Consider the following 23,087-nt stretch of genomic DNA (forward strand, 5'->3'; position numbering starts at 1 on the left):
AAGTGACCGCAAACGGTCGTTTGCGGTGATGTTATTGCATTAATGCACTTTGGGATGCGGATGTACTGTGGTCGGGCTTATGCGCGCCCTGAGTGGCCAAAGCCACCTTCGCCACGTTCGGTGGCGTCAAAATCTTCCACCAGGTTAAATTCCGCCTGGACGACGGGTACAAAGACCATCTGAGCGATGCGCTCGCCGGGCTCAATAGTAAAGCTCTGCTGACCACGGTTCCACACGGAAACCATTAGCTGTCCCTGGTAGTCAGAGTCGATAAGCCCGACCAGATTGCCCAGTACCACGCCATGCTTATGGCCCAGCCCGGAACGCGGCAGAATCACCGCCGCCAGAGAAGGGTCGGCGATATGGATTGCCAGACCGGTCGGCAGCAGCGTGGTGGCGCCCGGTGCCAGTTCTACGGCGTCATCGAGACAGGCTCGCAGGTCAAGTCCGGCAGAACCGGAGGTGGCATAGGTTGGCAGCGGAAATTGCTGGCCAACACGCGGGTCCAGAATCTTAACGTCGATTTTTTTCATCATAGCGGGTCACGATCTCGTCGAGTAATAATTGGCCCAGGAGTTCCTTGCGCTCAAGTGGTAAGCGCTTATCTCCATCCTGCCAGAAAAGGTGTAATGCATTGCTGTCGCTGTTAAATCCTTGATCAGGCTGCGAAACATCGTTAGCACAAATCAGGTCGAGATTTTTGCGAGCGCGTTTTTGTCTCGCGTATTCTTCCACATTATTCGTTTCGGCAGCAAACCCAACGACAAACGGTCGGTTAGTCGTCAGTCCGGCTACCCCGGCAACGATATCCGGATTTTTGACCATCTTGATGGTGAGTTCATCACCTTGCTTTTTAATTTTTTCTTCAGCAATCGCCACGGCACGATAGTCGGCTACGGCGGCGCAGCCAATAAAAATCTGCTGTTGCTGAGCGCCTTGCTGGACTGCTGATTCCATTTCCAGCGCGGTGGTTACATCGATGCGCTGTACCAGCGGCGGCGTGGGTAAAGAGACCGGTCCGCTCACCAGCGTCACGTTCGCCCCGCGGTTGGCGGCGGCGGCGGCAATGGCGAACCCCATCTTACCGGAGCTGTGGTTGGTGATATAGCGCACCGGATCCAGCGGCTCACGGGTAGGGCCAGCGGTAATCATGATATTGAGATGTTGCAAATCTTTGACAGGCGAAAAATGCGCAGCTGCCATATCGACGATGGTCATCGGGTCCAGCATGCGGCCCGGGCCGATATCGCCACAGGCCTGGCTGCCGCTATCCGGGCCCCAGAGCAGCAGGCCGCGTGAGGCAAGGACGGTCAGGTTATGCTGGGTGGCCGCGGCACGGTACATTTGCTGGTTCATCGCCGGTACGACGGCAACCGGAGAAGGCGTCGCGAGGCAGATGGTGGAGACCAGGTCATTCGCCATACCGGCGGCGACACGGGCAATCAGATCGGCGGTGGCCGGTGCGAGGATAACCAGGTCTGCCCATTTACCCAGCTCGATATGGCCCATCGCCGCTTCTGCAGCCGGGTCGAGCAGGCTATCGGATACCGGATACCCGGATACCGCCTGTAGGCTCAGCGGGGTAATGAAGGCTTTCGCGGCTTCGGTCATGGCGACGCGGACGTCCGCGCCACGGTCACGCAGGCGGCGCACCAGCTCTGGCGTCTTGTAAGCAGCAATGCCGCCGCTCACGCCCAGAACGATCTTTTTACCAGCCAGACTCATCATGATTCTTTCCTGTTGCAGTACACCAGAATCCGCGCATCTTACCACAATCCTGTCGCCGTCGTGCGGCTACCAGGCATTCACTTTGCGAGACGCTACGCAAGCGGGCGACGTGGTGGTCGGCAGCGCCAGCGCGCTGTGCCAGGATAGGCGCCACTGGAAAGGAGAGGCTCCACATGGATGCAGACGAAGCCCTCATGCCGAGGGAAAAAATGTCGCTTTATGGCATTGAAGCGTTATCGGATATTGAACTGCTGGCGCTGTTTTTACGCACCGGGACGCGGCAGAAAGATGTCATGGTCTATGCGGAAGACCTGCTGAAGCACTTCGGGTCTCTTCATGGCCTGCTGTCGGCAGATAGAGCCCGGTTTAATGAGGTCGAAGGGATTGGCCTGGCAAAATATGCTCAGCTGAAGGGGGTTGCCGAACTGGCCCGGCGTTATTTTAGCCTGCGGCTGATTGCGGAACCCTCCCTGGAAACGCCGATGATGACGCTGGAGTTTCTACAAAGCCATCTTGCCCACGAAGAGCGGGAGATCTTTATCGTGATCTTTTTAGATAATCAGAACCGGGTATTGAAACATAGCCGGCTTTTTTCTGGTACTCTTAGCCACGTAGAGGTGCATCCGCGAGAAATTGTACGCGAAGCCATCAAAGTGAACGCCGCTGCGGTGATCCTTGCACATAATCATCCGTCCGGTAGTCCTGAGCCGAGTAAGGCTGACAGACTGATTACCGAAAGAGTGGTAAAGTGTTGTGGTTTCATGGAGATACGAGTGCTCGATCATCTTGTAATCGGCCGCGGTGCGTACGTATCTTTTGCCGAGCGCGGCTGGATTTAGCCCCGATCACGCGATCCCGCGGGATCTTTGTCTGTTCGGGACTTGAGCACATCGCCGAGTCAGCGTATACTACGCCACCTTTGAGAATCTCGGGTTTGGCATTTGGGCCTGGCAATCGATGGTTCACTTAGACACCCAATCATTCAGGTTGCATCAAGTCGGCAAGAGAGTGAATCCCTGGGAACGTACTCCGTACATGACCTGGGTGAGCCGACGCTGAAGCAGCTTGAAAGATGACGTGTAGAACTGCGATGACCGGGCTGTAAAGCCTGACGAGGCGCCAATACCCCATACGAAGCTCGAGCTAATTTGATTTTTGGAGAATAGACATGTCCCGAGTCTGCCAAGTTACTGGCAAGCGTCCGGTGACCGGTAACAACCGTTCCCACGCACTGAACGCGACCAAACGCCGTTTCCTGCCGAACCTGCACTCTCACCGTTTCTGGGTTGAGAGCGAAAAGCGTTTTGTCACCCTGCGTGTATCTGCTAAAGGTATGCGTGTTATTGATAAGAAAGGCATCGATACAGTTCTGTCCGAACTGCGTGCCCGTGGCGAAAAGTACTAAGTACTAAGAGGAAATAAATCATGGCTAAAGGTATTCGTGAGAAAATCAAGCTGGTTTCTTCTGCTGGTACTGGTCACTTCTATACCACCACGAAGAACAAACGTACTAAGCCGGAAAAACTGGAACTGAAAAAGTTCGATCCAGTTGTTCGTCAGCACGTTTTATACAAAGAAGCTAAAATCAAATAATTTTAGTTTTCGATGTAAAGAAAACCCCGCCTCGGCGGGGTTTTCTGCTTTTTGTCCCGCGGAAACTTGCGGACTACCCCCTGCCGGGAATTTGCTTCCCAGATGCCTGCTGCTGAATCACAATACGTTAGGTTAACGGAGGAAAATAAATGCCTGAATTACCTGAGGTAGAAACCAGCCGTCGCGGTATTGAACCGTATCTGGTGGGCGCAACCATCCAGCACGCCGTGATTCGTAACGGACGCCTGCGCTGGCCGGTCAGTGACGAAATCTATCGCCTGAGCGACGTACCGGTGCTGAGCGTACGCCGGCGTGCCAAATACCTGCTGCTGGAACTGCCCGACGGTTGGATCATCATCCATCTGGGGATGTCCGGGAGCCTGCGCATCCTCAAGGACGACCTGCCCGCCGAAAAGCATGACCATGTGGATCTGGTGATGAGCAACGGCTACGTGCTGCGTTACACCGACCCGCGTCGCTTTGGTGCCTGGCTGTGGACCAAAGATCTGGAGGGCCATCCGGCGCTGGCGCATCTGGGGCCGGAACCGCTGAGCGATGCCTTCACCGCAGAGTATCTCCAGCTGAAGTGCGCGAAGAAGAAAGCGCCCATTAAGCCGTGGCTGATGGACAACAAGCTGGTGGTCGGCGTCGGCAATATCTACGCCAGCGAATCGCTGTTCTCCGCGGGGATCCATCCCGATCGGCTGGCCTCGTCGCTGTCGCGTGAAGAGTGTGAGCGGCTGGTCAAGGTGATTAAAGCGGTGTTGTTACGCTCGATTGAGCAGGGTGGAACGACGTTGAAGGATTTCCTGCAAAGCGACGGTAAGCCGGGGTATTTTGCCCAGGAGCTGCAGGTGTATGGTCGCAAAGGCGAGCCTTGCCGCATCTGCGGTACCCCGATTATCGCCAGCAAACATGCGCAGCGGGCGACCTTTTATTGCCGCCAGTGCCAGAAGTAACGCGTGGTAGTGGTGTTGATCCCGGCTCGAGCCGCGCCTGGTCCGGTAGCCCGGACAGGCGAATCGCGCCGCCTCCGGGAATAACCCCGATGGCGCAGGACTAGAGCTTCTTCAGCAGCGCCTGGTGCACGTTGGCAGGAAGAAAGTGGGACACATCGCCCTGATGGCGCGCCACTTCCTTCACCAGCGATGAAGAGATAAACGACCACTCTTTGCACGGCATCAGAAAGACGCTTTCCAGCGTCGGCATCAGATGGCGGTTCATGTGCGCCAGCTGCATCTCATATTCGAAATCCGCCACCGCGCGTAAGCCGCGAATCAAAATATTTGCCTGCTGAGCGCGGGCAAAATTAGCCATCAGATCGCTAAAGCCAATCACCTCGACGTTGACCAGATGCGCCGTCGCCTGTTGTGCCAGCGCGATGCGTTCATCGAGGGTGAACATCGGTTTCTTGCTCGGGCTGGCAGCAATCGCTAACAGCACCTTGTCAAACATGCTGGCCGCCCGGGTGACGATATCGATATGGCCGTTGGTGATGGGGTCGAAGGTCCCTGGATAGATCGCTTTTGTGCTCATAATTACACTTTCTCTGAGTAGCCGCGGCTCAGCGCCCACAGCTCGGTGTATTTATTAAACGTATACTGCGCGTTGACCACGGCGAGTAGCCAGCCTTGTTTACCATCCAGCACGCCCCCGCGCAGCAGCAGCGTTTTGACAAACGCGCCCAGCGTATGGCCAAAGATACCCGCCAGCGAGGTCTTCTTCCCCTTCTGGTGGCGCTCCTGTGCCCAGGCGGTGGCATAGGCCAGCTGCTTTTGCTGGAAGCCGGAGAAGTCACGGCAGGTCAGATGCAGTAAATCGCCCGACAGGTCGATAACCTGCGCCCCTTTGGCATCAAGGGATTCGTGTACCAGATTATTGTTATAGCGGAAACGGCGGCGTTCGTACAAACGCATCACGCGGTCGGGGTACCAACCGCTATGGCGCATAAAGCGACCAAGGAAATAGTTGCGGCGGGCAATGCTGTAGACAGCAGTGCTGTCAGGCGCTTCCAGAACCCGGCGGATGGATTGCTCCAGCTCCGGCGTGACGCGCTCATCGGTATCAAGCATCAACACAAACTCGCCGGTCGCATAATCCTGAGCGCGCTGGCGTTGAATGCCGTAGCCCTGCCAGTCGGTGTTGATATAGACCGTGGCTCCGAGGCTGCGGGCCAGTTCGACAGTGTTATCGCTGCTGCCGGAATCCAGCAGCACAATTTCATCGGCCCAGCTCACCGAGGCGAGGCAATCCGCCAGCAGCTCCGCCGCGTTTTTGGCGATCAGCACGACGGACAGTCGGGGAGCCATCAGTGGCTCCGCTGCGGAAGATAGGGTTGCAGCAAATGCAGCAGACGCGAAAGCGCTCCCTGGTTTTGATGCAGCACTTCCACCGCATGACGGCCGTACCACAGACGGTAGTCTTCGTCGGTCAGCAGGTTAGAAACCTGGGTAACCAGTGAACTCACGTCGGTCACCGTAATCAGGCCGTCGTCCTGCTGCAGCTTGGCGCAGATGTCTTTAAAGTTGAAGGTGTGCGGGCCCATCAGCACCGGGATGGCGTGCGCCGCCGGTTCCAGCGGGTTATGACCGCCCCGTTCAACCAGGCTGCCGCCAACAAAAGCGAGGTCGGCAATGCCGTACAGCAGCATCAGTTCGCCCATGGTATCGCCGATCACCACCTGGGTATCGTTCGATGGGATTTCGCCGGTGCTGCGCAGCGTGAAGCGCATACCCGCTTTCTGCACCATGTCTCGCGCATCTCCGAAGCGTTCAGGATGGCGAGGAACCAGAATCAGCAGTAAATCAGGGAAGGTCTCCAGCAGCTTTTTGTGCGCCTGCAGGATGATTTGCTCTTCGCCATCGTGGGTGCTGGTGGCGATCCACACTTTGCGGTGCGGCGCCCACTGGCGACGCAGGGTCACGGCACGTGCCGCCAGCTCTGGCGTCACGGAGATATCGAATTTGAGGCTACCAGTTACCGCCAACTGGTTGCGCTTCAGGCCGAGGGCCAGGAAGCGATTGGCGTCTTCTTCGTTTTGCGCGGCAATCAGGGTGATGCGGCTGAGCAGGCGACGCATAAACTTGCCGAGTTTGGCATAGCCTTTTGCTGAACGCTCCGACAGCCGGGCGTTGGCGATGACCAGCGGGATTTTACGTTTATGCAGCGCGGCGACCATATTGGGCCACAGCTCGGTTTCCATCACGATAACCAGCTTCGGCTGAACGGTATTGAGGAAACGGTTCATCGCGCAGGGTAAATCATATGGCAGGTAGACGTGGTGAACATCTTTGCCGAAGGCCGACATGGCGCGCTCGGAGCCGGTCGGCGTCATGGTGGTGACGGTGATCGGCAGGTAAGGGTAGCGGTGGCGCAGCGCACGCACTAACGGGATGGCTGCAAGCGTCTCACCGACGGAAACGGAATGCAGCAGAATCCCATCCGGTGCTACCTTGTTCTGACAATAGCCATAACGTTCAGCCCAGCGCTTTCGATAGGCCGGCGCCTTACGGCTGCGCAGCAGCAATCGCAGCCATACCAGCGGCTGAATAAGGTAGAGTAGGGTGGTATAAAGCAATTCCAAGCTATTTATCCGTTTTATGTTTTAGCGGGCAAATTCTAAGCATTTAGCCCGCGTAAAGCTATCTCTTTGGCGGCAACAGCGGGATTGTGAATCACGCCGCGTCGCGATAACGTTTAATCCGCAGGTAGCGCCGACCAAGGCGCCAGCGTAAACGGAAGGTCCGCGCATTTTTCCAGATCAGACGCCAGATGCCGCGGTCAAAGAACTCTTTAATGATGATATGCTTTTTTGACTCATCTTTCATGCTATCGAAGGTATGAATAATTCCCAGCCCCTCTTTGGCAATTTGCCAGCGGCAGGCGGAAATGTGGCGCACCTTGTCCGGATAGCGCTCGTTGATGGCGTCCAGCATCTCCAGAATCTTCATGTAGTGGCGTGCCGAACGCATCAGGGTGTCGTCGTTGTCCGGTTTATGCGATACCGATTCCGAGTGAATATAGTAATCGTAGAATTGTTCGCTGGTGTACTGCACGCGCTCTGCCGCCAGCAGCGCTTCCGTGGTCCAGGGAATGTCCTGATGGCGCAGTCCTGGCTCAAAGTGGAAGTGGTGCTGCATGATAAATTCCCGGCGATAGATATTCAGCCAGGTGACGTGCAGGAACTTGCGCGAGTCCAGCGCCTGTTTGAGCCAGACGTGGCCGGGCACAACCCCGGTCGAGGGCAGGCGGTCCGGTGGCAGAATCGGATGAATATCCTGGCGGGTCTCGTAAACATAACGGCCGTTGCAGGTGGCGATATCCAGGTTGCCCTTTTCTGCCATCTCCAGCAGCGTGCGGTACATGCCGGGATAGAGCTTATCGTCGATATCCGGAAACGCCAGGTACTTACCGGTCGCTACCGCCAGACCGGTGTTGCGGGCGACCGAGACGCCCTGGTTTTCCTGTTCCAGGACCCTCACGTTTTGCAGGCGCGCTTTCCACGCCTCGATGACCGCGAGGCTCCCGTCCGTCGAGCCGTCGTTCACCAGGATCAGTTCATAGCTTTCCAGCTGCTGTTGCTCAAGGCACTCGAAGAATTGCGCAAGGAATTTTTCACCGTTATAGACGGCGGCCACGATACTCAGTAAAGGCGTTTGACTCATAAATCATTCGATCCTGGTTAAATAACGGCGTCAGTCGCGACGCAATTGACGGTACTGCTGACAAATCGTATCGACGCTGAATTTCTCCAGCATCGAAGGTTCGATGGCCGGCGGGCTATGGTAAATGCTTTGCATCGTCCGGGCCAGCGCCGGGCTGTTCAGATCGGCCAGACCGCGGGCTAATTCGCCAGTGAGGATTTCCGTGACCCCGCCAGGACAGCGGGTGCTGGCGACGGGCGTATCCAGCAGCAGCGCTTCAACCACCACGTTGCCAAAACCTTCGCTGTCGGAGCTGAGCACCAGCATTCGTGCCTGTTTGATCCACGGCAGCGGGTTTTGCTGAAAGCCTTTAAACAGCACCCTGTCGGCCACCTGGTGCTGTTGCGCCAGTTGACGCAGGCGCTGTTCCTGCTCCGGTTTGCCCTGGCCCAGCAGCACCAGTGGCGCATTAATACCGCTTTGCGCGTAGGCCTCAATCAGGCGGTCATGACGCTTGCCGGGATGAAAACGGCCGACGTGAATAATATAGTCGCCATCGGGCCGATCGCTGGGGGCATCGGCGGCGGCACGCAGCGCGGCGATGTCGAACGGGTTATAAATTGTTTTTAACTGCGCCGGGCGCACCGCGAACTGTTCGACCAGATCCTGGCCTACCGCACTGGAGACGCTCACGATGTTGCGTCCCTGGTAGACGCGCTTAATCTTCTGCTGCTTCATCCAACGGTCAAAACCGGTGCGGTGACCGAGGTATGAGGTGGAGAAGACGCCATGCAGGCAGAACCAGAGGTTACGGTGGGCGAGCTGGCGGCTGCGGGCGACGATGCGGTCGGTTTTATGCAGGCTGGAGAGCACCAGATCGAACTCGCCCTGCTGCTCGGCCTGCGCGATAGCCGCATCCAGCTGGCGGGCGCGGCGCGCCAGTTCGGTGAGTTTGCGCCACGGGGCGCGACAACGGTCGGCAATGACCTGGTAATCCAGCCCTTCCGGCAGCGGATATTCGCAGACGTCGCGCAGGGAAAACAGCGACACCCGTTCACCCTGGCTCAGAAAGTGCTCTGCCAGAGTCAGCACCACTTTTTCGGCGCCGCCGCCGGGCAGGCCGTCAATGACAAACAGTATGCGCATCGCTATTTCACCAGATCCTGATAGAGGGAGAGCAGCTGCGCCGACAAGCGTTCGCTGGTGCAGTCCATAATGCGTTCCCGGGCGCGCTCGCCTTCCCTGGAGCCCAGAGCGCGGGCGGGAAGCGCGACCACCGCCTGCTGTAGCGCCGGAATATCCAGCGCGTCGCAGACATACCCGTTGTGACCCTGAACGATAAACTCCTGACCACCGCAGCCGGTGGTGGTGATCACCGGCAGACCGCAGGCCATGGCTTCCAGAATGACGTTAGGGAACGGGTCATACAGCGTCGGCAGCAGCAGGCCGTCGGCCATCTGGTAAAACGGCAGGGTTTCCGACTGCATCCCGAAGAAGCGTACCCGGTTTTCACAGTGCAGCGTTTTCGCCAGCGACTGGTAGCGGTTCTGATCTTTGTCTTTGCCCACCACCAACAGATAGCGGTCGGTGGGCGCAATGGCGCGAATCGCCGCCTCCAGTCCTTTACGCTCAAAACCAGACCCGACGTACACCAGACAGGTCGCCTGCAGCGGGAGATCCCACTGCGCGCGCAGAGCCGCAAAGGCCTCGGCGGTGGGCGGCAGGAACCGCCGGTGGTCAATGGCGTTGTAGATAACGTGGATCTTCTCTGCCGGGATCGCGAAATCATCGATGATCTCTTGCTTGATCATCGCGGCATTGCAGATCACTCCCCGCAGATGCGGGTCCTGATACATCTCCCGCTCGGCCTGCATGACATAGCGATGATAGCGGTCAGCAAACAGCAGGCGGCTTTTCCAGCCGGGCAGAATACGCGAGCGCTGGTGCAGCCAGCGCTGGTGTACGCCGTCACCGGCGCGATAGAGATCGCAGCCAGGGATACGCTCATGGCTCTGCACCAGATCGAACTGTTCGCGCTGCCACAGTTGGCGCGCGGCATTGGCGAAACCGCGCTCGCGGCTGATACGGCCCCATTTGCGCGGATTGCAGATGTGGATCTGCCAGTCAGGTTTGACCGGCCCTTGCCATTCACGGGTGATGACGTTCAGTTCAATATTGCTGCTATCAAGGGCTTCCAGCGCACGGGAGACGAAACGCTCCGCGCCGCCGTCCGGGCGATATTTCTGTCGCACCAGGGCCAGCCTGAATGTACTCATGCCAGTACCTTTTTCGCCGCCGCGATCACCGCGTCGGTGGGGATTAAATCGAGATACCGTTCGGTGGTGCCGGTATCAATGTCATCAGGGTCAGGCAGGGGACCGAAATCACCGGCCCAGATGACTTCGCCTTGTGCCTGCCACGGACGCCAGAAAGTTAGCTTCGACGGGCCAAAAAGCGCCACCAGCGGCGTACCGAGGGCGGCTGCCATATGCATGGGCACGGAATCCACGCCGATAAACAGGCGGGCATGGTCGATGACCGCCGCCAGCTGACGCAGGGACAGCTGGCCGGCAAGCGAGTGCAGGCGCGCCTGCGGGCTGCCGGCAATAATGGTATCTACCATCTGCTTCTCTTTGGCATCCGGTCCGGAGGTCAGGACGATAGCGTAGCCGGCGTCAGACAGCGCGTTAATCACGGCGCTCATGCGATCTTCCTGCCAGCATTTAAAGAACCAGCGGGAGGTCGGTTGAATCACGATGTAGTGATTTTCAAACCCCTCGGGCAGCAGTGAACGGCTGGTGGTCCAGTCCTGTTCGCTGTAGCCCATCCGCGCCGGGGCATCATCGAGAGTGAAGCCAAGCGGGGCCAGAATCGACAGGTTCTGCTGCACCGTGTGCAGGCGCTGATGTGCCTGGGTTGAGGCCAGCGTGGTGTGGCAGAAACGCCAGGCCGGATGGCGGCGCTTCGGGAAGTCAAAGCCGATACGCGTCGCCGCGCCGGTCAGTCTGGTGATGATGGCGCTGGGCCACTGGTCCGCAAGATTAAGCACCATATCGTAGTGCTGCTGGCGCAAGGTGCGGATCAGTCTGAATTCCATCCTGAGCTGATGCCCTTTCCCCTGTTTTTTCCAGCGCCGGTCAATGGCAAAAATCTGGCGGATGTCAGGATTGGCCGCGAGCATATCCCGGGTTTCTTCATAAAGCAGAACATCGACGCTGGCCGCGGGATATTGCTGTTTGAGGGCGTGAATGAGCGGCGTGATCAATAGCATATCGCCATGGTGGCGCAGCTTGATGACCAGGATTCGCGCCGGGGTCACGGTACCGGGAGAGCGGGTTTCAGGCGTCATTCTCTGTTCTTCATTCAGTATCAGGTTTCCGATTCTAGGGGATCAGACAGATTGAGAGAAGCGTTGTATTGCTCTACCATGACCCGATACGTATGGTCTGAGGACGTTTTCGTGCACAAACCCGCATTTCTCATCACGATCGATACAGAGGGCGATAACCTCTGGCAAAAACACGACAGCATTACCACCGAGAATGCGCGCTATTTACCGCGTTTTCAGCAGCTTTGCGAAAAGTATGGTTTTAAACCCGTCTATCTGACCAACTATGAAATGGCGATCGACCCCTTCTATATCGACTTCGCCAAAGATGTGATTGCCCGGGGTACGGCGGAGATTGGCATGCACCTGCATGCCTGGAATAGCCCGCCGACGGACCCGTTGACCGACGATGACTGGCGTCATAAGCCCTACCTGGTTGAATATTCTGATGCGGCAATGCGTGAAAAAGTCGCCTATATGACCCATCTGCTGGAAGAGACTTTCCAGACCAAAATGGTCAGCCACCGCGCCGGACGCTGGGCCTTCGACGAGCGCTATGCTCGCCTGCTGGTGGAGCATGGCTATCTGGTGGATTGTTCGGTGACCCCGAGGGTCAACTGGAAGACGGCGAAAGGCGCGCCGCAGGGCGATGGCGGTACAGATTATCGTCGTTTCCCGCAGCATGCCTATTTCCTCGATGAGAACGACATCAGCCGCGAGGGGCATTCCGCGCTGCTGGAAGTGCCGATGAGCATTCAGTATAAACACTCCGGCTGGATGAACAGCGTGAAGCAGGGCTACGACCGTCTGCGCGGCAAAGTCCGCTCGCCGTCGGTGCACTGGCTGCGTCCGATGGGTGGCAACGTCGAAACCATGAAAAAAGTCGTAACCCAGACGTTGACGCAGGGGAATGACTACGTTGAATATATGCTCCACTCTTCTGAGTACATGCCTGGCGGCAGCCCAACGTTTAAAAACGAGCAGGATATCGAGCGCTTATATGCTGACCTGGAAGCGTTTTTCAGCTGGCTGGCCCCGCAGGTGAAGGGAATGACGTTGGCGGAATACTACCAACAGAAACACACACAGCGATAAAAGACCACAACCAGGTACCGTATGCGTATCGTTAAGCAATTAACGCGGAAGAAAAATGCCTTCTTCCGCGAAATTAAATTTAATTTAATTAACTATCGTTATAGAAATAAAAGTGAGCGTCAGCCTTTTAATCCTGCGCACATTCAACACGTTTTATTATTGCGCCTCGATGACAAGGTCGGAGACATGGTTGTGACGACCGGCTGCGCAAGGCTTCTGGCCGATAGCGGCTTTAAGGTTTCCGTTCTGACGGGGCCTGTCTGTAAACAGATGCTTGCAGGTACCGCTTTTCTTGAGCAGGTCTATTTATATCAACCCCGCATGTCGCTGAAGGCATTGCGGGAGGCAAAATTTGATGCTGTTATTGATTTCGATGATGTTAAAACCTATGAGCGATTTAAATTACTCGCTGACTTACGTCCAGGTTGCGTGATCGGATTTAATAAACAACAGTACAAGCTGTACGACCAGTCCATTCCCTTTATTGAGAGTAGCTGCCATATTTCTGCCCGCTACAAAGAGGTCACCAGGCTATTTGGCATAGAAAGCGATGGTTACCATTATCATCTGCCCGGCGATGCCCGCGAACGGGAAAGAGTTAAGCGCTTATTAGCGCAGGGAAATGAGCGTGCGCTCTGTATCGCGATAAATCCATTTACTGCGTCAATGGATAAAGACTTTTGCCATCACCAGGTCGCCACGTTGATTGAACGCTTGCATGCGTTGCCCTATGAGGTGAACGTCGTGATGGTTGGGCATAGTGCAAAAATCAGCCAGTTAAATCTGGACAGCGTACAGTATCTGCCTGATAGCAATATTAATTCAGCGGTGGAAATCATTCGTCACTGCGATCTCGTTATTACCGCAGATACCGCAATCGTGCACATCGCTCGCGCGTTCGATAAGCCCATGGTGGCGGTGTACAACAAGCGCAAACTCAAAGATACCGGCTTACCGGGATACGCTATTTGGGCGCCGGGATATGAGAAAGCCATGCAGATCGTCTGCGAGGAAACAAACGTGGCCGATATGATGGTTGACGCCGTTTGGCCGGCGATTAAAGCGCAAGCCGATAGCCTCGTTGCCTCTCGCTAACAGGCGTAAAAAAGGGCCCGTATCGGGCCCTTTACTGTTTTGTTGGCCGGGGAGGGCGGTTAGCACTCACCCCGCAGGTATGCCGAATTTAGCGCTTTGCCTGCAGGCTACGGCTCAGCGCAATCCCCAACGGTAGCCAAAACAGCAGCCAGGTCTCTCGCGGGTTACTGATAATAAACATCCCCTGGGAAGCCATAAAAATCAGCGCATAGATGAAAATCGCTATCCCGTAGCGGCCATCCTCCTGCTGTTTACGCCACGCTTGCCAGCATCCCCCGACAACCACTGCCAGCAGCAACGTCAGTCCAATAATGCCGCCTTTCAGCAATGAGCCAAGATAGACGCTGTGTGTCGTGGTGATATGTTCGCCGCTGTAGTTTGTAAAATTCAGGGCATAGTCAAAACCGCGGCCCAGCCACGGCTGGCTGGCGACTTCTTCGACCGTATGATGCCAGATACTGATGCGTAATCCGCTCTGGGTGCCCAGCTCTTCAAAGCGCGCCAGCAGGAGATCGCCTGTTGGGGTGAAGAAGAAAAGTAGCCCAAGGACCATCGCTAATGCCACGACAATGAGCATGTTGCGACGAGTAAACACCTGCAGGTGGAGGGTACAAACAAACGCCACCAGCAGTGCGATAATCGGGCCACGGCTTTGGGTCAGAAACAGCATCACCAGCATGATGGCTATTGGTAAGTACAGGAAGTGGCTGCCTTTTTCTTTAAGCAGCATCGCGCAAAAAAGAATGCCGATGCCGCAATAGCCCGCCAGGTCGATCACGTTAGTCGGTCCGGGGTTGCCTGGTGAGACCATACGTTCTTTCAGGACCAGTGAAAAATCGGTAGCCATCGTCCAGAGGGACAGAACGGTTATCCCGGCAACCACGCTTAGCAGTGCAAGGTGTCGGGTCCGAGGGTTGCCGAGCAGCGTTGTCAGCAGCAAGAGATAAAAAATCAGATAGACGCCGTGGGTCAGCGGTGAGTCGATGTGCTGCGAGGTCTGGCCCCAAATATTGCTCAGCGCAAAGTAGACAAAAAAGACAATCAGTAGGCCATACACCGGCCACTGCTGGCGCACGCTGTCTGCAACTGCCCGGCGATTGTCCTTATCAATAAGTGAAAGGAGAAACAGTAAAATAGATAAATGAAGGAGGTTGTTTACCCGGGTTGATACGCAAAAAATAGCGCTAAAAAACAGAAACAAAGGAAAGACAATGTTGTAACCCTGTCTGGCGTAGCTACTGATTTTTAAAGTACTCATCAAAAGAAACCTTCTCAAAAATCGTTCCCGGAACCGCGCTTTCTACAGAGAAGTTGACGACCCGAATATGGTGTTGTTGCAGCACGTTGGCAGCGTGCGAAAAGGAAGGCATGACCAGGTCATCCACCTTGCTTGCCAGATAAGAAGGCAATTTATTCTGCTGTGTTTCATAGAACCGTGGGAGCGCGAAATGACTCATGTCCAGACCACTGATCAGGATGGTTTCAAATCCTAACCATGCGAGGATCTGCAAAGACCAGTAGACGACGGTGCCGGCATCAAAGACGCCATGACGGATATCGGTGCTAAAGCAGATATCCTGGCGCTCGGGATGAAAGCGCAACGCCGCGATATGCTGATAGGTTTTCTGCATCGCATTGCTGGCCACTTTAGGCTGATAAATTTTATAGCAGCCGTCTTCAATCAGCGCCAAACGGCAACGCAAATGGTCAGCATGATGATCGTAAATTTTGGCGATGCCGTGCATGGTGGTGAAAAGCACAAGGTCGGGCTGGCTAATCACCGAGCGAATGACGTCAGGTTTCTTATCGTAGAACTCCATATCAACAATGGTATAGAACGAAAAACGGAGTTTATCCGAGAGAAACCAGGCGCCGTTCACGCCCATGACCGGCACATTTTTGGGCAGTCGGGAAAAATCGATATTGCGGGTGGAGGGGCCGGTCGCCGTAAGCAAAACCTCACCGCTCTCCCTGTTTTTCAATTCGCTCAGGCCGACTAGCGGAACGGATTTTCCTTTATAAACCAGTGCGCTAATTTCCCCGCTTGCCGCGCGGGTGATTTTCGTCCACGGCCAGAGATTTTCGTTGTGGCGGTAGGCTCGCGGGCGGGTGTAGCGATAAAATTGTTTAAACAGTGAACCCATTACAGCAGTCCTTGTGATTTCAGCAACTGCGCCACCTGCTCTGCGGCAATATCCCCGGTGCTGTTGCCGCTGTCCGGGCGGACGACAAACTGGTTTTGACCGTAGCCGCCAATCAGCCCCGGATCGGTGGGTCCATACAGCGTAAAGTTCGGCTTATCGAGCGCCGCGGTCAGATGGCTCAGACCGGTATCGACGGACACCACGCCTCTGGCGCCCGCCAGCACCTGAGCGACCTGCTCCAGGCTCATCCGCGGCAGCACCTCGACAAAGTCGTGGCCTGCTGCCAGCCGTTTAGCCCGCGCTTCTTCGTGCGGCGCGCCCCACGGCAGCTTAATCTGCAGACCGCTGTCGGCCAGCAGGGCAATCAGCGCCTGCCAGTGGCTTTCTGGCCAGTGCTTATCGTCGCGAGTGGTGGCATGCAGGAAGACCAGGTACGGCGTAGCCGCAGCGGCTGACAAATCCGTAAAGTGACGGGCGATGGCATAATCACCTTGCTGCGCCGGTCGGGTATAGCCGAGGCTCCTGGCAAACAGTTCCCGGGTACGCTCGACGGCATGTTGCTGCTTTGCAATCGCGTGACGGCGATTGTAGAACAGGCTCGCCAGCGGCTCGCGGGCGCTGTGCCAGTCCATGCCGTGCTTGACCCCCTGCGCCAGGCGGGTCACTAACGCGGCGCTTTTGACCAGGCCCTGAGCGTCAATAATGGCATCGTAGCGTTGTGCGCGAATAGCCTGACGAAAGGCCGCACGCTCGGCTTTAATCGGGGCAGAGAACCAGGCTTTGCGCCAGCGGCGAATAGCGACCGGGATCACGCGGTCGACGGTATTATGCCAGGAGGGGATCTGCGCGAACCCTTCCTCCACCGCCCAGTCAAAACGAATGCCGGGAATGGCCTGCGCGGCGTCGGTCAGCGCGGGCAGCGTATGCAGGACGTCGCCCATGGACGAGGTTTTCACGATCAATACCCGCATCCGTTACGCTTCCTCTTGTTCCGGTTTTTCCTGCAGCAGCGTGGTCAGCTCTTCCAGCACGCGCTGCGGCGTAATATCGATCAGGCTCTGGTGATAGCCTTGCTCGGCATCGCCTTTACGGACTTTGTGATAGCCGCTAATCAGACGGATAACCCGCGCCTGGTGCGACAGCGGTGGAGTGAAATCGGGGCTGCTCGGGCCATATAGCGCCACCAGCGGGCGGTTTAATGCTGCGGCAACGTGCATCAGGCCAGAGTCATTGCTGACCACCGCTTTACAGGCGGCAATCAACACCACCGCTTGCTCAAGCTGGGTTTCGCCAGCCAGGTTGCGGCACCATGCCTGCTGCTGGGTGTTCAGCGCGGCGAGAATGTCGTTACCGGCTTCATGATCTTTGGCCGAACCGAACAGGATAACCTGATACCCGGTATCGATGAGCTGCTTTGCCAGTTCGGCATAGTGGTAATGCGGCCAGCGTTTAGCCGGGCCAAATTCCGCGCCGGGGCAGAAACCGACCATTGGCCGATCGGCCGAAATAGCAAAGGCGTTACAGACCTGCGATTTTTCACCGTCGAAAACCTGCAGCTGTGGCCAGAGCAGGGGCTGCGGCAGATCTTTGGCACTGCGCATGACGCCATTATCGTAAGCCAGCGCGACATAGCGCTCGACCATCAGTGGCCAGGCGTCTTTATCCAGCACCCGCGCATCGTTCAACAAACCGTAGCGCATCTCACCCCGCCAGCCGGTACGGTGCGGAATATTGGCAAAGAAGGGGACCAGCGCCGATTTAAACGAGTTTGGCAGCACGTAGGCGCGGTCGTAACGACGTTCACGCAGGCTGTGCCCGAGCTTGCGACGTTCGCCGATGGCCAGCGCACCGTGGCCGAGCGGCATCGGGATGGCTTCGTTGACTTCTGGCATACGCGACAACAACGGACGACACCACGCGGGCGCCATCACGTCGATAATGGCCTGGGGATAGCGCGCCTTGAGCGTGCGATAGAGACTTTGCGACATCATCATGTCGCCCACCCAGGACGGGCCAACCACCAATATTTTCATTCACTTCATCCTTCAAACGGTCTCTGCGTTGGCTACCTGCGTTCACTCCGGTCACTTACTTTTGTAAGCTCCCGGAGATTCACTTAGCTGCCGCCTTGTTACCGCTCGAATGATTTTGTGAATTTGTATCGCTGTCGCGGTTGAGCCAGGCCATATATTCCGTTACGCCTTCGGCAACGGTTTTAAACGGTTTGTCGTAGCCTGCTGCGCGCAGGTTGGTCATATCCGCCTGAGTAAACGCCTGATAGCGGCCTTTCAGCTTATCCGGGAACGGGATGTACTCGATGCTGCCTTTCTGGTGATAGGCCAGCGTAGCGTCCGCCACCGCCTGGAAGGATTCCGCACGGCCGGTACCCAGGTTGAAAATCCCGGAGACGCCGTTTTCCCAGAACCACAGGTTCACTGCAGCTACGTCACCCACATAGACGAAATCGCGTTTGAAGCCATCGCTGCCTTCGAACAGTTTCGGGCTTTCGCCGTTGTTCAGCTGGGTGTTGAGGTGGAATGCCACGCTCGCCATGCTGCCTTTGTGGCCTTCACGCGGCCCGTAAACGTTGAAGTAACGGAAGCCGACGATCTGCGAGTCTGCTTCCGGCATGATCTGGCGGACGTACTCGTCAAACAGGAATTTGGAGTAGCCGTAGACGTTAAGCGGCTGCTCGTATTCGCGGGATTCGATAAAGTCGCTGGTGCGACCACCGTAGGTCGCCGCCGAAGAGGCGTACAGGAACGGGATCTGGCGCTCCAGGCAGTAATGCAGAAGCTCTTTGGAGTACTGATAGTTGTTATCCATCATGTACTTGCCGTCCCACTCTGTGGTGGAAGAGCAGGCGCCTTCATGGAACACCGCTTCGATTTCGCCAAATTCTTCGCCGGCCATCACCTGGATCAGGAAGTCTTCTTTATCCATGTAATCCGCGATGTTCAGGTCAACCAGGTTCACAAACTTGGTGCCGTCTTTCAGATTGTCTACGACCAGAATGTCGGTAATGCCTTTGTCATTCAGGGCCTTAACGATGTTGCTGCCGATAAAGCCTGCGCCGCCGGTAACGATGATCATAACTGTAACCTTTGAAGTGTGGCGTCCAGAGACAATCCGGACGCGAATATTCATATCATATCACCACATGGAGAAGGCTTCAGCCATTCGCCGAAAAGGGGGTGTTGAGCGTGATTAATGCTGCAAATAATTCATTAAGGCATGCATCATCTCGTATCAGCGTATAGCTTTGGGTAATATGTGCCAAATTTTGCCGAATCTGGAGAGTTGCAATGCGTGGTGATTTTTACAAACAGTTAACCAATGACCTGGAGACCGCTCGCGCAGAGGGGTTGTTTAAAGAAGAACGCATTATCACATCGGCGCAGCAGGCGGATATCACCGTCGGCGGCAGCAACGTTATTAACTTCTGCGCCAATAACTACCTGGGTCTGGCGAACCACCCGGCACTGATCGCCGCGGCAAAAGACGGCATGGACAGCCACGGTTTCGGTATGGCTTCCGTGCGCTTCATCTGCGGGACCCAGGACAGCCACAAAGTGCTTGAGAAGAAGCTGGCTGAGTTCCTCGGTATGGAAGATGCGATTCTCTACTCCTCCTGTTTCGATGCCAACGGCGGCCTGTTTGAAACCCTGCTGGGGCCGGAGGATGCCATTATTTCTGATGCCCTCAACCACGCTTCAATCATCGACGGCGTGCGCCTGTGCAAAGCGAAACGCTATCGCTATGCCAATAACGATATGCAGGAGCTGGAAGCGCGTCTGAAAGAGGCCCGTGAAGCCGGTGTGCGTCACGTGCTGATTGCCACCGACGGCGTGTTCTCAATGGATGGCGTCATTGCCAACCTGAAAGGCGTCTGCGACCTGGCAGACCAGTACGATGCGCTGGTGATGGTTGATGACTCTCACGCCGTCGGCTTCGTCGGCGACAACGGTCGTGGCTCCCATGAATACTGCGACGTGATGGGCCGGGTGGACATCATCACCGGTACGCTCGGCAAAGCGCTGGGCGGCGCGTCTGGCGGCTACACTGCCGCACGCAAAGAGGTGGTTGAGTGGTTGCGCCAGCGCTCGCGCCCGTACCTGTTCTCCAACTCGCTGGCGCCAGCAATTGTCGCCGCCTCGATCAAAGTGCTGGAGATGGTCGAGACCGGCAGCGAGCTGCGCGACCGCCTGTGGTCCAACGCACGCCTGTTCCGCGAAAAAATGACCGCCGCGGGCTTTACCCTCGCCGGCGCTGACCATGCCATTATCCCGGTGATGCTGGGCGAAGCCGTGGTGGCGCAGAACTTTGCGCGCGAACTGCAAAAAGAAGGTATTTACGTCACCGGGTTCTTCTATCCGGTGGTACCAAAAGGCCAGGCGCGTATTCGCACCCAGATGTCTGCGGCGCATACCCCTGAACAAATTGAACGTGCGGTGGAAGCCTTTACCCGCATCGGCAAACAACTGGGCGTCATTGCCTGAGGGTGTGAGATGAAAGCGTTATCCAAACTGAAAGCGGAAGAAGGCATCTGGATGACCGACGTACCGGAACCGGAAGTCGGCCATAACGATCTGCTGATCAAAATCCGCAAGACCGCGATTTGCGGTACTGACGTACACATCTATAACTGGGACGAGTGGTCGCAAAAAACCATCCCGGTACCGATGGTGGTAGGGCATGAGTACGTCGGTGAGGTGGTGGGTATCGGTCAGGAAGTGCGTGGCTTTAAGATTGGCGACCGCGTTTCCGGTGAAGGGCATATTACCTGCGGCCACTGCCGTAACTGCCGTGCCGGGCGTACTCACCTGTGCCGCAATACTATCGGCGTGGGCGTCAACCGTCCGGGCTGCTTCGCACAATATCTGGTGATTCCGGCCTTCAACGCCTTCAAAATTCCTGACAACATTTCTGACGATCTGGCGTCCATTTTTGACCCGTTTGGTAACGCCGTGCATACCGCGCTCTCCTTCGACCTGGTGGGTGAAGACGTGCTGGTATCCGGTGCGGGTCCGATCGGCATCATGGCGGCGGCGGTGGCTAAGCACGTAGGTGCTCGCAACGTCGTCATCACCGACGTCAACGAATACCGTCTGGGCCTGGCGCGTAAGATGGGCGTCACCCGCGCGGTCAACGTCGCGCAGGAGAACCTGACTGACGTGATGGCGGAACTGGGCATGACCGAAGGCTTCGACGTCGGGCTGGAAATGTCCGGCGCGCCGCCGGCCTTCCGCACCATGCTGGACACCATGAACCACGGCGGTCGCGTTGCGATGCTTGGTATTCCACCGTCGGATATGTCGATCGACTGGACCAAGGTCATCTTTAAGGGTCTGTTAATCAAAGGGATTTATGGTCGAGAAATGTTTGAAACCTGGTACAAGATGGCGGCTCTGATCCAGTCTGGTCTGGATCTCTCGCCGATCATCACCCACCGTTTCGGCATCGATGAATTCCAGCAGGGCTTTGACGCGATGCGCTCCGGTCAGTCCGGCAAAGTGATTCTGAGCTGGGATTAAGCCATAACGACTGCCGCCCGGCGATGGCCGGGCGTAACGTCGCGATCCACTGAGCGCCTGCGGGCGCTTTTTTTTATTTAGTTTTGGATAACATTTCAACGCGTCTGCATCGCAAACGCACTATTTCTAAATCGATTTTTAACCTATTCGTTTATACAGTCGTTTAATCACCGTTTAATTTTATAAAACCATGTTTAAACTCTCTGTTTGCCTGCTGACCTGTAATTCTGCCCGCCTTCTACGGCAGGTTTTGCCCCCGCTGCTCGCCGTGGCGGATGAGTGTATTGTCGTTGATTCCGGTAGCAGCGATGCGACTCTGGATATCTGCCAGCAGTTTGGCTTAACGGTTCATCATCACCCCTATACCGCCCATGGCGATCAGATGAACTATGCCACGGCCCTGGCCAGCCATGACTGGGTGCTGTGCATGGATAGCGATGAAATTCTTGATAGCGACGTCGTCGCGGCGATCCTGAAGCTGAAAGCTGGCGAGGTGCCCGATCCGGCCTGCGCGTGGCGTCTGCCGCGTTACTGGTATGTGCTTGGCGAGGCGGTCAGAACTATCTATCCCGTCTCCTCGCCGGATTACCCGGTCCGCTTGTTCAACCGCACCACCGCCGCCTTTAATGACCGCCCGGTCGACGATCAGGTGGTGGGCCACACGCGCTCACTCAAGCTGCCGGGCCACGTGCGCCACGATACGTTTTATTCGCTGCACGAAGTGTTTAATAAGCTGAATGGCTACACTACCCGGCTGGTTAAAAACCAGAAGATCAGGCCGTCGTTATGCCGCGGGATCGTCAGCGCGATTGGCGCGTTTTTTAAATGGTATCTGTTCAGCGGCGCGTGGCGTCAGGGAAAGGTTGGGGTGGTCACCGGGCTGTACGCGACCTTGTACAGTTTTCTGAAGTATTTTAAAGCCTGGTATGCCGATGATGACAAACGGGAACCTGCCGTGGAAAAGCAGACGGATTCCCGCTCGACTTAGTTATTGGGATTATCCCAGCCCTGCCATTTCAGCTGGTAGTACTGCACCAGGGTGCTCTGGCTGATGCTTTCGCTCAGGATAGTGAAGAAACGACTGGCGGAAACCGGCTCAGGCGGATGCTTCGGCTTGCAGAATTTCACGCCGCGGAACGGGTTGCGCGGCTGTGTGTTCTGCGCTGGCGGCTGGCCTTTGTCTGGCGTTGAGGTATCGACCTGAGGTTCGTTCAGCAGGCTGCTGGGGCGAACGAGGGTGATATCCGGCGGCAGGTTATAGACCATCTGCTGCAGCACGCGCACCGTGGTGGGGTGCGGGTGACCGATGGCGATGGCTGAACCATTGCGGCGTGCCAGGGCGATCGCCCGATTAAACTGGACGCGAATATCGGCCTCATTCTGTGTGTCATCCAGAAACACCTTGCGCTTGATAACCTTGACCCCGGTCCCCTGCGCGGCGCGCATGGCCTGGGTATTCCCGATGGTGACGCTATCGAGGAAGTAGAGGTTGTAGCGCTCCAGCGCCTGCATCACCTTTTGCATGCCGAACAGGCTGGAGGTCATCGCGCTGCCCATATGGTTGTTCAGGCCAACGGCGTAGGGCACCTTGCTATAGGCGTCGCGGATGATGCGTTCGATCTCACTGCTGCTCATATCAGGGCGCAGGGTATCTTTTTCCAGCGGCTGTTTGCTGATTGGCGCCATCGGCAGGTGGATCAGTACTTCGTGACCGAGATTGTGCGCCCGGGTCGCCATTTCATGCGCATGGGGCGCGTTCGGTAAAACGGCAATGGAGATGGTCGCTGGCAGCGCCAGCACCTGGCTTTCCGTCTGGGGACGGTAGCCAAAGTCGTCGATAACAATGGAGAGTTTGCCGGCAAATGCGGGCGATGCCATAGCCAGCGTACCGGCTACCGCGAATGCAATTCTGCGAAATTGAAGCAAA

Annotated in this window: 24 protein-coding genes; 9 read left to right on the forward strand and 15 right to left on the reverse strand. The window is 56.5% G+C overall.

What is annotated here, in order from left to right; genetic code table 11:
- Nucleotides 1-77 precede the first annotated feature (77 nt).
- Together dut and coaBC are read right to left on the reverse strand one after the other, a co-directional pair.
- Nucleotides 78-536 carry a dUTP diphosphatase gene (dut, locus tag ACMYSN_RS15475; protein ID WP_004868951.1) on the reverse strand — a complete coding sequence of 153 codons (459 nt, stop codon included), beginning with the start codon at nucleotides 534-536 and terminating at the stop codon, nucleotides 78-80.
- Complete coding sequence (gene coaBC, locus ACMYSN_RS15480; RefSeq protein ID WP_462498270.1) at nucleotides 514-1,725, reverse strand: bifunctional phosphopantothenoylcysteine decarboxylase/phosphopantothenate synthase; 1,212 nt, start codon at nucleotides 1,723-1,725, stop codon at nucleotides 514-516. Before coaBC ends, dut begins: the two co-directional genes overlap by 23 nt.
- A 176-nt stretch (nucleotides 1,726-1,901) precedes the next feature.
- Here coaBC and radC point away from each other — a divergent pair, with 176 nt between their 5' ends.
- The 4 genes from radC to mutM all read left to right on the forward strand — a co-directional run bounded on the left by radC (nucleotide 1,902) and on the right by mutM (nucleotide 4,280).
- The gene (gene radC / locus ACMYSN_RS15485; RefSeq protein ID WP_462495391.1) at nucleotides 1,902-2,567 is read left to right on the forward strand and encodes a JAB domain-containing protein; all 666 of its coding nucleotides are present in this window, start codon (nucleotides 1,902-1,904) and stop codon (nucleotides 2,565-2,567) included.
- A gap of 329 nt (nucleotides 2,568-2,896) precedes the next feature.
- Nucleotides 2,897-3,133, forward strand: coding sequence for a 50S ribosomal protein L28 (gene rpmB, locus ACMYSN_RS15490; protein WP_002436699.1), 237 nt, complete (start codon nucleotides 2,897-2,899; stop codon nucleotides 3,131-3,133).
- A 20-nt stretch (nucleotides 3,134-3,153) separates the two neighbouring features.
- Nucleotides 3,154-3,321, forward strand: coding sequence for a 50S ribosomal protein L33 (rpmG, locus tag ACMYSN_RS15495; protein ID WP_003024094.1), 168 nt, complete (start codon nucleotides 3,154-3,156; stop codon nucleotides 3,319-3,321).
- 149 nt (nucleotides 3,322-3,470) lie between these two features.
- Nucleotides 3,471-4,280, forward strand: coding sequence for an Fpg/Nei family DNA glycosylase (mutM, locus tag ACMYSN_RS15500; protein WP_462495392.1), 810 nt, complete (start codon nucleotides 3,471-3,473; stop codon nucleotides 4,278-4,280).
- Between the two features lie 100 nt (nucleotides 4,281-4,380).
- On the opposite strand, the gene coaD is transcribed toward mutM, so the two are convergent.
- The 7 genes from coaD to rfaQ all read right to left on the reverse strand — a co-directional run bounded on the left by coaD (nucleotide 4,381) and on the right by rfaQ (nucleotide 11,313).
- Nucleotides 4,381-4,857, reverse strand: coding sequence for a pantetheine-phosphate adenylyltransferase (gene coaD / locus ACMYSN_RS15505; RefSeq protein WP_462495393.1), 477 nt, complete (start codon nucleotides 4,855-4,857; stop codon nucleotides 4,381-4,383).
- Between the two features lie 2 nt (nucleotides 4,858-4,859).
- Complete coding sequence (locus ACMYSN_RS15510; protein WP_462495394.1) at nucleotides 4,860-5,630, reverse strand: glycosyltransferase family 2 protein; 771 nt, start codon at nucleotides 5,628-5,630, stop codon at nucleotides 4,860-4,862.
- On the reverse strand, nucleotides 5,630-6,904 hold the full coding sequence (gene waaA / locus ACMYSN_RS15515) for a 3-deoxy-D-manno-octulosonic acid transferase (protein ID WP_462495395.1): 1,275 nt from the start codon (nucleotides 6,902-6,904) through the stop codon (nucleotides 5,630-5,632). The genes ACMYSN_RS15510 and waaA overlap by 1 nt, the downstream gene beginning before the upstream one ends.
- 91 nt (nucleotides 6,905-6,995) lie before the next feature.
- On the reverse strand, nucleotides 6,996-7,985 hold the full coding sequence (locus ACMYSN_RS15520; RefSeq protein ID WP_462495396.1) for a glycosyltransferase: 990 nt from the start codon (nucleotides 7,983-7,985) through the stop codon (nucleotides 6,996-6,998).
- A 30-nt stretch (nucleotides 7,986-8,015) separates the two neighbouring features.
- Nucleotides 8,016-9,110 (reverse strand): glycosyltransferase, encoded by a 1,095-nt coding sequence (locus ACMYSN_RS15525; RefSeq protein ID WP_462495397.1) that lies wholly within the window; start codon nucleotides 9,108-9,110, stop codon nucleotides 8,016-8,018.
- A gap of 2 nt (nucleotides 9,111-9,112) precedes the next feature.
- Nucleotides 9,113-10,240 carry a glycosyltransferase family 4 protein gene (locus ACMYSN_RS15530; protein WP_462495398.1) on the reverse strand — a complete coding sequence of 376 codons (1,128 nt, stop codon included), beginning with the start codon at nucleotides 10,238-10,240 and terminating at the stop codon, nucleotides 9,113-9,115.
- Nucleotides 10,237-11,313 carry a glycosyltransferase family protein gene (gene rfaQ / locus ACMYSN_RS15535; RefSeq protein ID WP_462495399.1) on the reverse strand — a complete coding sequence of 359 codons (1,077 nt, stop codon included), beginning with the start codon at nucleotides 11,311-11,313 and terminating at the stop codon, nucleotides 10,237-10,239. The genes ACMYSN_RS15530 and rfaQ overlap by 4 nt, the downstream gene beginning before the upstream one ends.
- Nucleotides 11,314-11,424: 111 nt before the next feature.
- Between rfaQ and ACMYSN_RS15540 the strand changes: the two genes are divergently transcribed.
- Together ACMYSN_RS15540 and ACMYSN_RS15545 are read left to right on the forward strand one after the other, a co-directional pair.
- Nucleotides 11,425-12,387: a polysaccharide deacetylase family protein gene (locus ACMYSN_RS15540; protein WP_462495400.1), complete on the forward strand. Its 963-nt coding sequence runs from the start codon at nucleotides 11,425-11,427 to the stop codon at nucleotides 12,385-12,387.
- 21 nt (nucleotides 12,388-12,408) lie between these two features.
- Entirely contained in the window at nucleotides 12,409-13,482 is a 1,074-nt protein-coding gene (locus ACMYSN_RS15545) for a glycosyltransferase family 9 protein (RefSeq protein WP_462495401.1), read from the forward strand.
- Nucleotides 13,483-13,570: 88 nt separating this feature from the next.
- Here the strand turns inward: ACMYSN_RS15545 and ACMYSN_RS15550 are convergent, their stop codons facing one another.
- The 5 genes from ACMYSN_RS15550 to rfaD all read right to left on the reverse strand — a co-directional run bounded on the left by ACMYSN_RS15550 (nucleotide 13,571) and on the right by rfaD (nucleotide 18,719).
- Nucleotides 13,571-14,740: an O-antigen ligase family protein gene (locus ACMYSN_RS15550; RefSeq protein ID WP_462495402.1), complete on the reverse strand. Its 1,170-nt coding sequence runs from the start codon at nucleotides 14,738-14,740 to the stop codon at nucleotides 13,571-13,573.
- Entirely contained in the window at nucleotides 14,718-15,626 is a 909-nt protein-coding gene (locus tag ACMYSN_RS15555) for a sugar glycosyltransferase (protein WP_462495403.1), read from the reverse strand. Before ACMYSN_RS15555 ends, ACMYSN_RS15550 begins: the two co-directional genes overlap by 23 nt.
- Nucleotides 15,626-16,597 (reverse strand): lipopolysaccharide heptosyltransferase I, encoded by a 972-nt coding sequence (gene rfaC / locus ACMYSN_RS15560; protein WP_462495404.1) that lies wholly within the window; start codon nucleotides 16,595-16,597, stop codon nucleotides 15,626-15,628. Before rfaC ends, ACMYSN_RS15555 begins: the two co-directional genes overlap by 1 nt.
- A gap of 3 nt (nucleotides 16,598-16,600) precedes the next feature.
- Nucleotides 16,601-17,659: an ADP-heptose--LPS heptosyltransferase RfaF gene (gene rfaF, locus ACMYSN_RS15565; RefSeq protein ID WP_462495405.1), complete on the reverse strand. Its 1,059-nt coding sequence runs from the start codon at nucleotides 17,657-17,659 to the stop codon at nucleotides 16,601-16,603.
- A 79-nt stretch (nucleotides 17,660-17,738) separates the two neighbouring features.
- The gene (gene rfaD / locus ACMYSN_RS15570; RefSeq protein ID WP_123757119.1) at nucleotides 17,739-18,719 is read right to left on the reverse strand and encodes an ADP-glyceromanno-heptose 6-epimerase; all 981 of its coding nucleotides are present in this window, start codon (nucleotides 18,717-18,719) and stop codon (nucleotides 17,739-17,741) included.
- A gap of 212 nt (nucleotides 18,720-18,931) precedes the next feature.
- Here rfaD and kbl point away from each other — a divergent pair, with 212 nt between their 5' ends.
- The 3 genes from kbl to ACMYSN_RS15585 all read left to right on the forward strand — a co-directional run bounded on the left by kbl (nucleotide 18,932) and on the right by ACMYSN_RS15585 (nucleotide 22,148).
- Complete coding sequence (kbl, locus tag ACMYSN_RS15575) at nucleotides 18,932-20,125, forward strand: PLP-dependent aspartate aminotransferase family protein (protein WP_462495406.1); 1,194 nt, start codon at nucleotides 18,932-18,934, stop codon at nucleotides 20,123-20,125.
- A 9-nt stretch (nucleotides 20,126-20,134) separates the two neighbouring features.
- Nucleotides 20,135-21,160, forward strand: a complete 1,026-nt coding sequence (gene tdh, locus ACMYSN_RS15580; protein ID WP_462495407.1) for an L-threonine 3-dehydrogenase — start codon at nucleotides 20,135-20,137, stop codon at nucleotides 21,158-21,160.
- Nucleotides 21,161-21,350: 190 nt separating this feature from the next.
- On the forward strand, nucleotides 21,351-22,148 hold the full coding sequence (locus ACMYSN_RS15585) for a glycosyltransferase family 2 protein (protein WP_462495408.1): 798 nt from the start codon (nucleotides 21,351-21,353) through the stop codon (nucleotides 22,146-22,148).
- Here the strand turns inward: ACMYSN_RS15585 and ACMYSN_RS15590 are convergent.
- On the reverse strand, nucleotides 22,145-23,086 hold the full coding sequence (locus ACMYSN_RS15590) for a divergent polysaccharide deacetylase family protein (RefSeq protein WP_462495409.1): 942 nt from the start codon (nucleotides 23,084-23,086) through the stop codon (nucleotides 22,145-22,147). The two genes, ACMYSN_RS15585 and ACMYSN_RS15590, sit on opposite strands and share 4 nt — an antisense overlap.
- Nucleotide 23,087: the final 1 nt, after the last annotated feature.

Source organism: Klebsiella sp. R445 (assembly GCF_051131755.1).
In the GTDB taxonomy this organism is placed as follows: domain Bacteria; phylum Pseudomonadota; class Gammaproteobacteria; order Enterobacterales; family Enterobacteriaceae; genus Klebsiella; species Klebsiella lignicola.

What these genes read in the sequence shown, in the direction of transcription:
- rfaC (WP_462495404.1), bottom strand. Translation starts at nt 16,597, where the DNA reads ATGCGGGTATTGATCGTGAAAACCTCGTCCATGGGCGACGTCCTGCAT.
- rpmG (WP_003024094.1), top strand. Translation starts at nt 3,154, where the DNA reads ATGGCTAAAGGTATTCGTGAGAAAATCAAGCTGGTTTCTTCTGCTGGT.
- ACMYSN_RS15510 (WP_462495394.1), bottom strand. Translation starts at nt 5,630, where the DNA reads ATGGCTCCCCGACTGTCCGTCGTGCTGATCGCCAAAAACGCGGCGGAG.
- coaD (WP_462495393.1), bottom strand. Translation starts at nt 4,857, where the DNA reads ATGAGCACAAAAGCGATCTATCCAGGGACCTTCGACCCCATCACCAAC.
- kbl (WP_462495406.1), top strand. Translation starts at nt 18,932, where the DNA reads ATGCGTGGTGATTTTTACAAACAGTTAACCAATGACCTGGAGACCGCT.
- ACMYSN_RS15585 (WP_462495408.1), top strand. Translation starts at nt 21,351, where the DNA reads ATGTTTAAACTCTCTGTTTGCCTGCTGACCTGTAATTCTGCCCGCCTT.
- rfaD (WP_123757119.1), bottom strand. Translation starts at nt 18,719, where the DNA reads ATGATCATCGTTACCGGCGGCGCAGGCTTTATCGGCAGCAACATCGTT.
- ACMYSN_RS15550 (WP_462495402.1), bottom strand. Translation starts at nt 14,740, where the DNA reads ATGAGTACTTTAAAAATCAGTAGCTACGCCAGACAGGGTTACAACATT.
- rfaQ (WP_462495399.1), bottom strand. Translation starts at nt 11,313, where the DNA reads ATGACGCCTGAAACCCGCTCTCCCGGTACCGTGACCCCGGCGCGAATC.
- mutM (WP_462495392.1), top strand. Translation starts at nt 3,471, where the DNA reads ATGCCTGAATTACCTGAGGTAGAAACCAGCCGTCGCGGTATTGAACCG.
- ACMYSN_RS15545 (WP_462495401.1), top strand. Translation starts at nt 12,409, where the DNA reads ATGCGTATCGTTAAGCAATTAACGCGGAAGAAAAATGCCTTCTTCCGC.
- tdh (WP_462495407.1), top strand. Translation starts at nt 20,135, where the DNA reads ATGAAAGCGTTATCCAAACTGAAAGCGGAAGAAGGCATCTGGATGACC.
- rfaF (WP_462495405.1), bottom strand. Translation starts at nt 17,659, where the DNA reads ATGAAAATATTGGTGGTTGGCCCGTCCTGGGTGGGCGACATGATGATG.
- coaBC (WP_462498270.1), bottom strand. Translation starts at nt 1,725, where the DNA reads ATGAGTCTGGCTGGTAAAAAGATCGTTCTGGGCGTGAGCGGCGGCATT.
- radC (WP_462495391.1), top strand. Translation starts at nt 1,902, where the DNA reads ATGGATGCAGACGAAGCCCTCATGCCGAGGGAAAAAATGTCGCTTTAT.
- ACMYSN_RS15530 (WP_462495398.1), bottom strand. Translation starts at nt 10,240, where the DNA reads ATGAGTACATTCAGGCTGGCCCTGGTGCGACAGAAATATCGCCCGGAC.
- rpmB (WP_002436699.1), top strand. Translation starts at nt 2,897, where the DNA reads ATGTCCCGAGTCTGCCAAGTTACTGGCAAGCGTCCGGTGACCGGTAAC.
- ACMYSN_RS15555 (WP_462495403.1), bottom strand. Translation starts at nt 15,626, where the DNA reads ATGGGTTCACTGTTTAAACAATTTTATCGCTACACCCGCCCGCGAGCC.
- dut (WP_004868951.1), bottom strand. Translation starts at nt 536, where the DNA reads ATGATGAAAAAAATCGACGTTAAGATTCTGGACCCGCGTGTTGGCCAG.
- ACMYSN_RS15520 (WP_462495396.1), bottom strand. Translation starts at nt 7,985, where the DNA reads ATGAGTCAAACGCCTTTACTGAGTATCGTGGCCGCCGTCTATAACGGT.
- ACMYSN_RS15525 (WP_462495397.1), bottom strand. Translation starts at nt 9,110, where the DNA reads ATGCGCATACTGTTTGTCATTGACGGCCTGCCCGGCGGCGGCGCCGAA.